Here is a 13,332-nt window from a genome sequence, read left to right as displayed (position 1 = left end):
ATCTATCGCTACTTTCAGCATCAGATGCTCAATTAGCCGCCTGTTACGGGAAAATCGTTCTGTTATCGTGGTATCAGGCCGGATATCGCCGTCTACCTTACCGCAACACTATGATCTATCTGTGGTATTCATTTACTACATTGTAGTCACAAACAAACGCAGGCAGCTATGGTGTAAAGAAATTATTCCGCTGACTATACAAAATCCCACACTCTACCTGATAAATAACGTCACGCAACCTAATTAGCATATCTCGCTCTTTTCACTGATGAAGAGAGTAAGCAGTATCAGCAGATTGTATGAAAAAATGTAGTCCAATTGCGGGAAAGTCACGTCAGGCAGTACAATGCCCTGAAGATTGTTGATGCAGGAGTATGAGCACATGTCCGATTTTATACACTCAAATGAAGAAAAAATATCGATCGATCGCCAGGCACTACTGACGGAAGCCAACATGCTGATAAAAAATCATGACGATTATCTGCATGGTATGGAGGCCAACGACGTGGAGCAGAAAAATGGCATACTGATTTTTCGCGGTGAGTATTTTCTCGACCAGGATGGACTACCGACACTGAAAACTACGGCCGTATTTAATATGTTTAAACATCTGGCTCATGTGCTGTCGGAGAAATATCACCTTGTAGACTAAAACAAAAAAATCCCGCCTGATATTGATAGCCCTTTGCAGAGTTGTCAGTTATCCAACTCTTGTGGGTCTTGCAAAACGGCGGGCCTTTTCAGTAACAATCGTTTCAGTTACAACCGCGGCTGGTTCCCTCGTTGCCACCAGCGCAACATCATTCTCTCTACCGTATCCCCGGTGCTGCCTGTCAATCGATCAATCAGGCGTTTACGACGGGTATAGCGCACGGCCAACACCTCATGTGTGGCAATTTCCGCAATCAGTAAATCGTCGCTGGTACCAATGGCATCAACCAATCCCAGATCTCTCGCCTGTGATCCAAACCAATGCTCCCCTGTCGCCACCGCATCAATATCCAGTGAAGGGCGCATTTGTTGAACAAACTGTTTGAACAACTGATGAGTTGCATTCAGCTCCTCGCGAAATTTCTCACGTCCTGCTTCCGTATTTTCGCCAAATAGCGTCAATGTCCGTTTATATTCTCCAGCCGTATGTAACTCGACATCAATGTCTTTGTTTTTCAACAGCCGGTTGAAATTAGGGATCTGTGCTACAACACCAATGGAACCCACAATAGCAAACGGAGCCGCAACAATGCGATCCGCCACGCAAGCCATCATATAGCCACCGCTGGCAGCCATTTTATCCACTGCCACGGTAAGACGGATCCCGCCCTGGCGTAAACGCTGTAACTGAGATGCAGCCAACCCATAACCGTGAACCACACCGCCAGGACTTTCAAGACGCAACAAGACCTCATCTTCCGTTCTGGCTACTGCCAGAATGGCGGAAACCTCTTCTCGCAGTGAACTGACTTCACCAGCATCCATACTGCCATTAAAATCAAGGACGTAAAGACAGGGTTTGAGCGCTTTCGTATCCCCCTTTTTAACGCGCTGTTTTTCCTGTTTAGCGGTTTCCTTTTTCTCTTTTTTATTTCTCTTCAACAACACCTTGCGTTCAGCATCGCTTATCGCAGCCGCTTGCATATCCCGCTGCATCTCGCGATATTGCTCACCCAGATTAACGACCTGTAGCTCACCTTTACGCTGGCGTTTACGTTGGGTCATACTGAATATCAACACCACCAGTACGCCAATTGCGACGACGATGGTCAGGATTTCTGCCAGGAATAAACCATACTGAGAAAGTAACTCCACAAATACCGCCTTCATTGACCAAATTATGAATATAATCTTGATTATTAACTAACTACAACATTGAGTACGTTGTACGCTGTCTCTATAACGTAACGTATGGCGCGACCAATGGCGATGATCTTCATTCTTAATCCATACATTCCGCTACTTTTTGTGACGCAGTTTGAGGTAAATCGCCGCAGTCTCATTGAAACCCCTTACTGTTTCAGGCATAAAAAAACATTATTGCCTTTCCTATTATCAGGTTGTTCACCTGAGTAAAGACAATAGACAACCTGAAAATCGGCATGCCACAGCCAAGGCAAGAGGATATTGCTGTGTATTACACACCCAAAAAAGACCTTTTAAAACGAAGAATTATATTAGTTACCGGTGCTGGAGACGGTATTGGACGAGAGGCTGCACTCACCTATGCTCGTTTTGGTGCTCACATGGTTTTGTTGGGCAGGACAGAAAGTAAGCTACATGATGTAAAACGACAGATTGAGCAAGAGTGTGGTACGTCGTCGTTGGTAATCCCCTGCGATATGCTGACAACCACTTCAGAACAATTTTTCTTGATAGCAGAACAGATGTCTCAGTCCATTCCTCAACTTGATGGTGTGCTGCATAATGCTGGTCTGCTAGGTGATATTGCTTTAATGGCGGATCAATCAGTGGAGCATTGGCACCAGGTAATGCACGTCAACGTCAACGCGACATTCATGCTTACCCAGGCGCTGTTACCGTTATTACTGAAGTCCCCGAGCGCCTCACTGGTATTCACCAGTTCAAGCGTAGGCCGTCAGGGACGTTCCGGCTGGGGAGCCTATGCAGTTTCGAAATTCGCTACTGAGGGAATGATGCAGGTACTGGCAGAAGAGTATCGCCACAAAAACCTGCGAGTGAACTGTATTAATCCCGGCGGCACTCGTACCGCTATGCGCGCAGCTGCTTTTCCGAATGAAGACCCGGACAAGCTCAAAACACCAGCGGATATTATGCCACTTTATCTTTATTTGATGGGTGATGACAGCCGACGTAAAACAGGAATGAGTTTTGACGCCCAACCCGGTAAAAAACCGGGGACCGTAGACTAATCGCGACATCCCACACCCTAAATAAGCACTGGGGAAACCCCGACATGAATGACGAACGACATCAGCAACGTCAGCAACGTTTGAAAGAAAAAGTCGATGCCCGCATTGCCACCGCGACCCAGTTACGCGGCATTATCATGGTATTTACTGGCAATGGGAAAGGAAAAACCACCGCAGCCTTTGGCACGGTAACTCGAGCTGTCGGACATGGACTGCAAGCAGGCGTGATTCAGTTTATCAAAGGAGAATGGCCCAATGGTGAAAAAAACCTGCTGCAACAGCATGGTGTCGAATTTCAGGTCATGTCTACTGGCTTTACCTGGGACACCCAGAACCGGCAAACCGACACCGAGGCGGCACATCTCGTGTGGCAACACGGAAAACGCATGCTGGCTGACCCGCAATTGGATTTAGTGGTACTGGATGAGCTGACATACATGATCAGCTACGATTATTTACCGCTGGATGAAGTGATTGAAGTACTGAATGCGCGACCTTCGCACCAGAGTGTGATTATCACCGGACGAGGCTGCCATCGTGATTTACTGAACCAGGCCGATACTGTGACCGAAATGCGCCCGGTGAAACATGCTTTTGATGCAGGAATCCAAGCTCAGCAAGGTATTGACTGGTAATCACACAAATAGCATCAGGATACTGTGCATTGCGCACGTATCCTGAAGCGTACTAACCGTTACGTTTAGGCGCGTTACGGCGTGTGGTACTCACTTGGCTATGTCGTTTCACGGCACGACGGATTTGATTGGCTTTGACACGCCGACGTTCACGTTCCACGGGCAGTTTGCTAACGGTTTCTGGTGTAAGTTTAACTAATTCACGCAAATAATTGACATCCGTGAGGTTCATTTCTGCCCAGCCACCACGGGGTAACCCTTTGGGTAGTTGGATATCACCGTAACGAACACGGATCAACCGGCTGACTTGTACGCCGACGGCTTCCCACAAACGACGTACTTCACGGTTACGTCCTTCGGTCAATGTCACGTTATACCATTGGTTTAATCCTTCACCACCCTGGTAGCGAATCTTGCGGAATGATGCCGGGCCATCATCCAACTGTACGCCCTTGCTGAGTTGTTTGATTTTTTCATCATTGACCTCACCAAACACACGTACAGCGTACTCCCTTTCTACTTCCTGGCTGGGATGCATTAATCGGTTTGCCAGTTCACCATCCGTAGTAAACAACAGTAATCCAGACGTATTAACATCAAGACGACCTACTGCTACCCAACGAGAACCTTGGATTTTTGGTAAACGGTCAAACACGGTAGGACGACCATCTGGATCGCTGCGGGTGCAAAGTTCGCCTTCCGGTTTGTAATACATCAGCACGCGGCATACTGTTTGCTCGGTATCCCGAACAACAACCACATGACCATCAATACGGATTTTTGTCGCGTTAGTGACCTCAACACGATCGCCCAGCGTGGCAATTTTACCATCAACGCTAATTCGTCCCTGCTGGATCATACTTTCAATTTCACGGCGCGAACCATGACCTGCGCGCGCCATCACTTTCTGTAGCTTTTCGCTCATCGAGCAACCTCTAAGTGTCGCCTTCCCAGGCGTCGGGGGGATGGATCTGTTACCAGCTGTAGCGGTAACTCATGGAAAAATAATGAGTTATAAAAAATAATGGCGCGATTATACAGAGATTCGCGCCATTTGTATGCCAAATGTTAGACCCAGTGAAGGGAAATCCACCATCATCTATAAAAAAGGTGTGACATCTCCGGTACCTTCCCGAACGACCTGCGGCGACGTGTCGGTCAAATCAATCACGGTGGTCGGTTGTTGCCCCAAAGAACCACCATGAATAACCAGATCCACTCGTTTTCCCAAACGTTCCTGTATCTCCTCCGGATCTGACTCCGCAAAATCATTGCCCGGCAAGATTAATGTCGTGGACATCAGCGGTTCGTTCAGCGCTTCCAACAGTGCCAATGCTATTGGGTTAGAAGGAACTCGCAGGCCGATGGTTTTACGTTTTTCATTCATCAGACGGCGCGGAACTTCTTTTGTTGCTTTCAGGATAAAGGTGTAATTCCCAGGGGTATTGTTTTTTATCAGACGAAATGCCGTATTATCGACATAAGCATAGGTGGATAATTCGGACAGATCGCGACACACCAGTGTGAAATTATGATTATTGTCCACGTTGCGTATACGACAAATCTGTTCCATCGCGGATTTATCTTCCAGCATACATCCCAGTGCATAGCCAGAATCCGTAGGGTAGACAATAACCCCCCCTTATGCAGCACTTCCACCGTCTGATTAATTAGTCGTAATTGAGGGTTCTGTGGGTGAATATAGAAAAACTGACTCATACTACCTTATGCCTCCCAAAACACAGCGCACCAGTCTTTTACTCATCAGCAACCCGCTGATCTGATCGCGCCAGATACTCACCGTTGCGTCAGCGCCGCATGCTGCCACACTGGCTCAACATCGCCAGGTAACCATAACTTACGGCCTAACTCAATCCAGGCACAGGGTTGATGAAAATCTGAACCCTGAGATCCCAGCAAACGATATTCCCGCGCATAACGCGCCAACTGCAAACGCTCATCAGGTGCCTGCTGGCACTGCGCCACTTCCATTGCATCACCACCACAATCAGTGAAATGGCGCAGTAGCCGTTTCAACCACTTAGCCGTTAAATCATAGCGTCCAGGGTGAGCCAGCACTGCAACACCTCCTGATTGGTGTATTGCGTCTATAGCCTGTTGTATTGTACACCACTGTGATGGAACATAACCGGTTTTCCCTTTTGCCAGATACTTCTTAAAGACCTGACTGATATTCTCCGCACGCCCTTGTTCTACCAGATAGCGGGCAAAGTGCCCACGGGTTATCGTGCCGCCAGCGGCCAGTCGGGCGGCACCAGCGAACGCGTCAGGAATTTGTGCCTTTTCCAGCCGCAAGCCGATATGCTCCGCCCGTTGCAAGCGGTAGTCGGACTGTTGCTGCAACAGGTTTACCAGTGCCGGATGACTGCAATCCTGCCCCAGCCCAACAATATGAATTTCATGGTTTTCCCACAATGTTGAAATTTCAACACCGGCAATCAATCGCAGCGGCAAAGAACACTGGCGAATAGCGGTCTGTGCCTCATCCAGTGCAGCCGTCGTATCATGGTCGGTAATAGCCAGCACTCCGACCCGCATCTCAACGGCGCGCTGAACTAATTCTGTTGGCGTTAGTAGTCCGTCGGATGCTGTCGTATGGCTATGCAAATCATAAAGTGGAAAAGAGGAAAGTATTGAAGACGCTTCTGGCACAGTGCTTATTTATCCAGTCAGGAGTGAAGACTTGACGGCATCATGCCATTAACAAGGGGAAAAGGATAAGAAAGAATCGGATTTTCTGACTATAGGTACTCTGTGTGAAACACCTTAAAAATAACCTGAATTTTTTATTGACTTATTTACTCCGTTCCAGTTAACTAGTACACAAGTTCAGCAAAACGCAAGGGATAGGATAATGGCAATGCTGTTTAAAAAGAAAAATGCAGGTTGGTGGCGCTCTTCCCTTTCGCGGGCGGAGTAATCACGCATAGCTGTTATCAGAACATGCAGATATCCCAAAGCCCGCTCATCAGCGGGTTTTTTTATGGGCAAAACAAGAGTAAAGATAATGCAGACAACACAATCCGAACTTGAACTCCTGAGTACTGAGGCAACTTACCACAACAATCCCAGTGCGATGTTTCATCAACTCTGTGGTGCCAGGCCTGCCACACTATTGCTGGAATCAGCTGAAATTGATAGTAAGCAAAACCTGAAGAGTCTGTTGATCGTTGACAGTGCATTGCGCATTACCGCACTGGGTCCCCAGGTTTTCATACAAGCGCTAACCGCTAACGGCGCTTCATTGCTACCATTACTGGATCATGCCTTTCCGCCCAGTGTGATCATTGAAGCGCGTCCCAATGGTCGAGAACTGACTTTTCCTGCTACAGACATGATACAGGATGAGGATGCACGTCTGTGTTCCCTTTCCGTATTTGATGCCCTTCGTCAGTTACTGACACTAGTAAAATGTCCCCCCAACGAGCGTGAAGCCATGTTTCTAGGTGGACTGTTTGCCTACGATCTGGTAGCCGGATTTGAGGCATTACCACCGCTGGGACAACAACAGCGTTGCCCGGACTACTGTTTTTATCTGGCTGAAACCTTGGTGATTGTTGATCACCAACAACAAGTCACTCACATTCAGGCCAGCCTGTTTACGTCAGACGGTGCCGAACGTCAGCGTTTGCAGCAACGACTGAAACAGTTACAGCATCAGTTGCTTCAACCCGCCCCGCCTCTGCCTTGTCAGTTCGTTGAGAGTATGACTCTGAGCTGTAATCAAAGTGATGAAGACTATGGTGAAGTAGTCAGTCAGATGCAACAGGCTATCCGCATCGGGGAAATTTTTCAGGTCGTTCCCTCCCGACGTTTTTCTCTGCCCTGTCCTTCCCCGCTGTCTGCTTATCAAACGCTGAAGGATAACAATCCCAGTCCGTATATGTTCTACATGCAGGACCAGGATTTCACCCTGTTTGGCGCTTCACCGGAAAGCTCCCTGAAATACTCAGCTGATAACCGTCAGATTGAAATTTATCCAATTGCCGGCACCCGCCCCCGAGGACGCCATGCGGATGGTTCCCTGGACCGCGATCTGGACAGCCGTATCGAGCTGGAAATGCGTACCGATCATAAAGAGCTGGCAGAGCATTTGATGCTAGTGGATCTGGCACGCAACGATCTGGCGCGCATCTGCGAGCCGGGTAGCCGTTACGTGGCCGATTTGACCAAAGTTGACCGGTATTCATTCGTGATGCATCTCGTTTCCCGCGTAGTCGGCACGTTACGAGCCGATCTGGATGTACTACATGCCTATCGCGCCTGCATGAATATGGGTACGTTGAGCGGGGCCCCCAAAGTACGCGCCATGCAGCTGATTGCCAATAGCGAAAAGAACCGGCGAGGCAGCTATGGCGGCGCCGTCGGGTATTTTACCGCACACGGCGATCTGGATACCTGCATCGTCATTCGTTCCGCCTATGTGGAAGATGGCATAGCCACGGTTCAGGCTGGCGCCGGTATCGTGCTGGATTCCGATCCCCAGTCTGAAGCCGATGAAACCCGTAACAAGGCCCGTGCTGTTTTACGCGCCATTGCCAGCGCCCACCACGCCAAGGAGGTGTTCTAATGGCGGATATCCTATTGCTCGATAACATCGACTCGTTCACGTACAACCTGGTCGATCAACTGCGGGCCAGCAAACATCATGTTGTGGTTTATCGTAATCAACTCCCCACCAGCGTGATAATCGAGCGTCTGCAACAAATGGAAAACGCGGTTCTGATTCTGTCTCCCGGTCCCGGCACGCCCGCTCAGGCCGGCTGTATGCCCGAGCTGTTGCAGCAATTACGTGGACGATTGCCAATCGTTGGTATTTGTCTTGGGCATCAAGCCATTGTCGAAGCCTACGGCGGTCATGTTGGTCAGGCCGGGGAAATCCTGCATGGCAAAGCCTCTTCTATCGAACATGACGGACAGGACATGTTTAACGGCCTGCCAAACCCCTTACCAGTAGCGCGCTATCACTCATTGGTGGGCAGTAACATTCCCGACGAACTTACTGTCAATGCCCGCTTTAACGATATGGTGATGGCGGTTCGTCACGATGAACATCGGGTCTGTGGTTTTCAATTCCATCCTGAATCCATACTGACCACCCACGGTGCACGGTTGTTGAATCAAACCCTGGAATGGGCACTGGCATAGCCAAGGAAAAAATCATGAAAAGTATTCTCGAAAAACTCTATTGTGCAGAAACGCTCAGCCGCCAGGAAAGTCACCAGTTATTCAGTGCCATTGTCCGGGGTGAACTGGAGCCGACCCAATTGGCCGCCGCGCTGATTAGCATGAAAGTACGTGGTGAACATCCAGACGAAATCGCCGGGGCTGCCGCCGCACTACTGGAAGATGCTCAACCGTTTCCACGCCCCGACTATCTGTTTGCCGATATCGTTGGTACCGGTGGCGACGGCACCAGCAGCATTAATATTTCCACAGCCAGCGCATTTGTCGCGGCCAGTTGCGGAGTGAAAGTGGCTAAGCATGGTAATCGCAGCGTATCCAGCCGTTCCGGCTCTTCCGACCTGCTGTCAGCATTTGGTATTCGTTTGGATATGTCGGCACAGACATCCCGTCAGGCACTAGATGAACTTGGGGTATGTTTCCTGTTTGCTCCGCAATATCACACCGGGTTTCGTCATGCAATGCCGGTTCGGCAGCAGTTGAAAACTCGCACGGTATTCAACGTACTGGGGCCGTTAATCAACCCGGCACATCCACCACTGGCGTTGATCGGCGTTTACAGCCCGGAATTGGTTCGTCCTATTGCTGAAACACTGAAAGTATTGGGTTATCAGCGCGCCGCAGTAGTGCATGGCGGTGGTATGGATGAAGTGGCCATTCATGCTCCTACTCAGGTAGCCGAGCTACGTGACGGTAATATAGAAGTGTATGAGTTGACTCACCACGATTTTGGACTGGACAGTTTTCCGCTGGCGGCGTTGCAGGGCGGCACCCCCGAAGAAAACCGTGATATTCTGGCACGGCTGCTACAAGGTCACGGTGAGCGTGCCCATGAAGCTGCGGTCGCCGCCAACGTCGCGTTGCTGTTGAAACTGTTTGGACAGGAAGATCTGCGACAAAACGCGCAACAGGCACTGGAAATGATACATAGCGGGCAGGCATATCAACGCGTTGTTGCCTTAGCCGCCAGAGGATAATGATGTGATGCAAGATACCGTATTAACTAAAATTGTACGCGACAAGGCGTTGTGGATCGAGGAACGCCGACAACAGCAGCCATTGGCAGATTTTCAGCACCTGGTGAAACCCAGCCAGTGCAGCTTTTATCAGTCATTGAAACACGCTCACCCGGCGTTCATCCTTGAATGCAAAAAAGCGTCCCCGTCAAAAGGGTTGATTCGTACCGATTTTGATCCGGTGGCGATAGCCCAGGTTTATCAGGATTACGCGTCGGCAATTTCCGTATTAACAGATGAAAAATACTTTCAGGGCAATTTCGAATTTTTAGCCCAAGTCAGCGCAACAGTCCCACAACCGGTACTGTGCAAAGACTTTATTATCGACCCTTATCAAATCTATCTGGCCCGGCACTATCAGGCGGACGCTATCCTGCTGATGCTCTCTGTTCTGGATGATGCACAGTATCGGCAATTGGCCGCGGTGGCGCATAGCCTGAACATGGGCGTATTAACGGAAGCCAGTAATGAGAACGAATTACAACGCGCTATTCATCTTGACGCGCAAGTTGTCGGGATTAATAACCGGGACTTACGTGATCTCTCCATCGATCTGAACCGGACCCGCACGCTGGCACCACGTTTACCCGCCAGCGTTACTGTGATTAGCGAATCAGGCATCAGCCGCTTTGCAGACATTCAGGCGCTCAGCCCATTTGCTGACGGTTTTCTGATTGGCAGTTCCCTGATGTCTGAGCCGGATCTTGCCTTGGCCGTACGCCGAGTCATTCTGGGAGAAAATAAAGTCTGCGGGCTGACTCGGCCCGAAGATGCCGCCGCCGCTTATCAGGCGGGTGCTGTTTATGGTGGGCTGATTTTTGTCGAGTCATCTTCCCGATATATCTCCGTCGCTCAGGCTGAAACCATCATCACGGGTGCGGCGCTGCGTTATGTCGGTGTATTTCGTGATGCAGCGATTGCCGATATCGTCACAACAGCAGAGAAACTTAATCTGGCTGCGGTTCAATTGCATGGACATGAAAATCAACACACCATTGACGCATTACGCCAACAACTTCCGACACAATGCAAAATCTGGAAGGCACTGAGTGTGGAGACCACACTACCGGATCTTGAACTGGAAAACATCGATCGCATCGTGCTGGATAATACTCAGGGTGGCAGTGGTAAGACGTTTGACTGGTCCTTGCTGCAAGGACACACACTAAATCATGTGTTACTGGCTGGTGGATTGAGCACAGAAAATACAGCCCAGGCCGCTACGTTCGGTTGTGCCGGTCTGGATTTTAATTCCGGCGTGGAAAGCCAACCGGGTATCAAGGATCCACAGAAAATCGCGGCGGTGTTTAACATCCTGCGCACTGCGCAGCAACATCGCGCCCCATTGAATCAAATAAAGACAGGCTTATTATGACGTTACTTAATCCTTATTTTGGTGAGTTTGGCGGACAATACGTACCACAAATACTAATGCCAGCGTTGCGCCAGCTTGAAGATGCATTCGTCAATGCACAGCGTGATCCTGAATTTCAGGCCGAGTTTACCGACCTGTTGAAAAACTACGCCGGGCGCCCCACGGCGCTGACCTTATGTAAAAATCTGACGGCGGGAACCCGCACCAAACTTTACCTGAAACGGGAAGACCTCCTGCACGGTGGCGCGCACAAAACCAACCAGGTTCTGGGACAGGCATTACTTGCCCTGCGTATGGGGAAAACAGAGATTATCGCTGAAACCGGTGCGGGTCAGCACGGAGTGGCAACGGCGTTAGCCTGTGCGCTTCTTGGGCTAAAATGCCGTATTTATATGGGAGCGAAAGATGTAGAGCGCCAGTCGCCAAACGTATTCCGTATGCGACTGATGGGCGCGGAAGTCATCCCGGTACACAGTGGTTCCGCTACACTGAAAGACGCCTGCAATGAGGCACTGCGAGATTGGTCTGGCAGTTATGAACAAGCACATTATCTATTGGGAACAGCTGCCGGTCCGCATCCCTATCCCACGATTGTTCGAGAATTTCAGCGGATGATCGGCGAAGAAACCAAGGCGCAAATGCTCGAAAGAGAAGGTCGCCTGCCAGACGCCGTACTCGCGTGTGTCGGGGGGGCTCCAACGCCATTGGCATGTTTGCCGACTTTATTGACGAACCAACGGTTCGCCTGATTGGTGTTGAACCTGCAGGGTTGGGCATTGAAACCGGACAACATGGCGCCCCGCTGAAACATGGTCGGGTCGGTATCTACTTTGGTATGAAATCACCGATGATGCAAACGGCTGATGGGCAGATTGAAGAGTCCTATTCACTTTCTGCCGGACTAGATTTCCCATCAGTGGGACCACAGCATGCCTATCTCAATAGCATTGGTCGGGCGGATTACGTTTCAATAACCGATGATGAAGCATTGGATGCCTTTAAGGAATTGTCCCGCCATGAAGGGATAATTCCAGCGTTGGAGTCTTCTCACGCATTGGCCTACGCGCTAAAAATGATTAAAGCAGAGCCGGAGAAAGAACAAATCCTGGTCGTTAACCTTTCCGGTCGTGGGGACAAAGACATTTTTACAGTTCACGATATTCTGAAAGCTCGGGGAGAAATATGATGGAACGTTACCATGCCTTGTTTAGTCGATTGGCAGAAAAGAAGGAAGGTGCTTTTGTACCTTTTGTGACACTCGGTGATCCTTCCCCTGAACTATCACTGCAAATTATTGATACGCTGGTTGCTTCGGGGGCCGACGCGCTGGAATTAGGCATTCCGTTTTCCGATCCGCTGGCGGATGGCCCAACGATACAGAATGCGACCTTGCGAGCCTTCGCAGCCGGAGTAACGCCTGAACATTGTTTTGAAATGCTCACCGTTATCCGGCAGAAATACCCTGAATTGCCAATTGGATTACTGATGTATGCCAATCTGGTGTTCAGCAATGGTATCGACGCATTTTACCAGCGCTGCGCCCAGGTTGGCGTCGATTCTGTACTGGTCGCGGATGTTCCTCTGGAAGAGTCAGCACCATTCCGTACTGCGGCGCAGCGTCACAGCATTGCGCCTATCTTCATCTGCCCACCCAATGCAGATGATGAACTGCTACGTGAAATTGCATCTCACGGGCGTGGCTATACTTATTTGCTGTCCCGTGCCGGGGTGACTGGGACGGAAACCCGGGCTCAATTACCGCTGCACCACCTGTTGGCCAAGCTGCATGAATACCACGCCGCACCGCCGCTACAAGGATTTGGAATTTCCGATCCCACTCAGGTCGAGCTGGTTTTAAAAGCGGGTGCCGCTGGCGCCATTTCGGGTTCTGCCATTGTGAAAATTATTGAACAATACCAGAAGCAGCCAAAAGAAATGTTGAAACAACTAAGTGAATTTGTCCGTAACATGAAAGCGGCAACCCGCCCTTCACGCTAAAAGCGTCTCATTGTGTAATGAGTAATAATCAACTCATTCATCTGACATCATGCAGGAAATAAATACCTGACAGGATGAGATAAAAAAGCGGCGGGATAACTATTCCGCCGCTTTTATTTCACATAAAGTACCCTTTCGTCGTTAGTTTATTGTGAAATAAATTCAGTTAACAAGCCATACAATAACTAAGCGAAGGCTACCGCTTTTTCATCATATAT

The 13,332-nt window shown here is 49.6% G+C and carries 11 protein-coding genes, 2 pseudogenes and 1 other annotated feature; of the genes and pseudogenes, 9 read left to right on the top strand and 4 right to left on the bottom strand.

Annotated features, from left to right (window positions below):
- Positions 1-382: 382 nt before the first annotated feature.
- Positions 383-652, top strand: a complete 270-nt coding sequence (locus tag PCO85_10820; protein ID WJV55831.1) for a YciN family protein — start codon at positions 383-385, stop codon at positions 650-652.
- 107 nt (positions 653-759) lie between these two features.
- Here PCO85_10820 and sohB read toward each other — a convergent pair whose 3' ends face one another.
- Positions 760-1,806 carry a protease SohB gene (sohB, locus tag PCO85_10815; protein WJV55830.1) on the bottom strand — a complete coding sequence of 349 codons (1,047 nt, stop codon included), beginning with the start codon at positions 1,804-1,806 and terminating at the stop codon, positions 760-762.
- Between the two features lie 317 nt (positions 1,807-2,123).
- On the opposite strand from sohB, the gene PCO85_10810 reads away from it, so the two are divergent.
- Both PCO85_10810 and cobO read left to right on the top strand, forming a co-directional pair.
- Positions 2,124-2,885, top strand: a complete 762-nt coding sequence (locus PCO85_10810) for a YciK family oxidoreductase (GenBank protein ID WJV55829.1) — start codon at positions 2,124-2,126, stop codon at positions 2,883-2,885.
- A 44-nt stretch (positions 2,886-2,929) separates the two neighbouring features.
- On the top strand, positions 2,930-3,520 hold the full coding sequence (gene cobO, locus PCO85_10805) for a cob(I)yrinic acid a,c-diamide adenosyltransferase (protein WJV55828.1): 591 nt from the start codon (positions 2,930-2,932) through the stop codon (positions 3,518-3,520).
- 52 nt (positions 3,521-3,572) lie between these two features.
- Here cobO and rluB read toward each other — a convergent pair whose 3' ends face one another.
- The 3 genes and pseudogenes from rluB to PCO85_10790 form a co-directional block, all read right to left on the bottom strand.
- Positions 3,573-4,445, bottom strand: a complete 873-nt coding sequence (gene rluB, locus PCO85_10800; GenBank protein WJV55827.1) for a 23S rRNA pseudouridine(2605) synthase RluB — start codon at positions 4,443-4,445, stop codon at positions 3,573-3,575.
- A gap of 174 nt (positions 4,446-4,619) precedes the next feature.
- Positions 4,620-5,239, bottom strand: a pseudogene (locus PCO85_10795) (L-threonylcarbamoyladenylate synthase).
- Positions 5,240-5,317: 78 nt separating this feature from the next.
- Positions 5,318-6,193, bottom strand: a complete 876-nt coding sequence (locus PCO85_10790; GenBank protein ID WJV55826.1) for a PHP domain-containing protein — start codon at positions 6,191-6,193, stop codon at positions 5,318-5,320.
- A 229-nt stretch (positions 6,194-6,422) separates the two neighbouring features.
- Positions 6,423-6,526: a sequence feature (Trp leader region), on the top strand.
- A 22-nt stretch (positions 6,527-6,548) separates the two neighbouring features.
- Between PCO85_10790 and PCO85_10785 the strand changes: the two genes are divergently transcribed.
- From PCO85_10785 to trpA, 6 genes and pseudogenes are all read left to right on the top strand, one after another.
- On the top strand, positions 6,549-8,111 hold the full coding sequence (locus PCO85_10785; GenBank protein WJV55825.1) for an anthranilate synthase component 1: 1,563 nt from the start codon (positions 6,549-6,551) through the stop codon (positions 8,109-8,111).
- Entirely contained in the window at positions 8,111-8,689 is a 579-nt protein-coding gene (locus tag PCO85_10780; protein ID WJV55824.1) for a gamma-glutamyl-gamma-aminobutyrate hydrolase family protein, read from the top strand. Before PCO85_10785 ends, PCO85_10780 begins: the two co-directional genes overlap by 1 nt.
- A 14-nt stretch (positions 8,690-8,703) precedes the next feature.
- A complete protein-coding gene (gene trpD, locus PCO85_10775; GenBank protein WJV55823.1) occupies positions 8,704-9,702 on the top strand; it encodes an anthranilate phosphoribosyltransferase in 999 nt (332 codons plus the stop codon).
- A 7-nt stretch (positions 9,703-9,709) separates the two neighbouring features.
- Positions 9,710-11,116 carry a bifunctional indole-3-glycerol-phosphate synthase TrpC/phosphoribosylanthranilate isomerase TrpF gene (trpCF, locus tag PCO85_10770; protein ID WJV56058.1) on the top strand — a complete coding sequence of 469 codons (1,407 nt, stop codon included), beginning with the start codon at positions 9,710-9,712 and terminating at the stop codon, positions 11,114-11,116.
- Positions 11,110-12,302: pseudogene (gene trpB / locus PCO85_10765) on the top strand (tryptophan synthase subunit beta). Before trpCF ends, trpB begins: the two are co-directional and overlap by 7 nt.
- The gene (trpA, locus tag PCO85_10760; protein WJV56057.1) at positions 12,302-13,114 is read left to right on the top strand and encodes a tryptophan synthase subunit alpha; all 813 of its coding nucleotides are present in this window, start codon (positions 12,302-12,304) and stop codon (positions 13,112-13,114) included. The pseudogene trpB and the gene trpA overlap by 1 nt, the downstream one beginning before the upstream one ends.
- Positions 13,115-13,332 lie beyond the last annotated feature (218 nt).

The organism is Prodigiosinella aquatilis (assembly GCA_030388725.1).
Classification (GTDB): Bacteria; Pseudomonadota; Gammaproteobacteria; order Enterobacterales; family Enterobacteriaceae; genus Prodigiosinella; species Prodigiosinella aquatilis.
The sequence above is the reverse complement of the archived record's forward strand: the minus strand, read 5'-3'. Positions and strand labels throughout refer to the sequence as shown.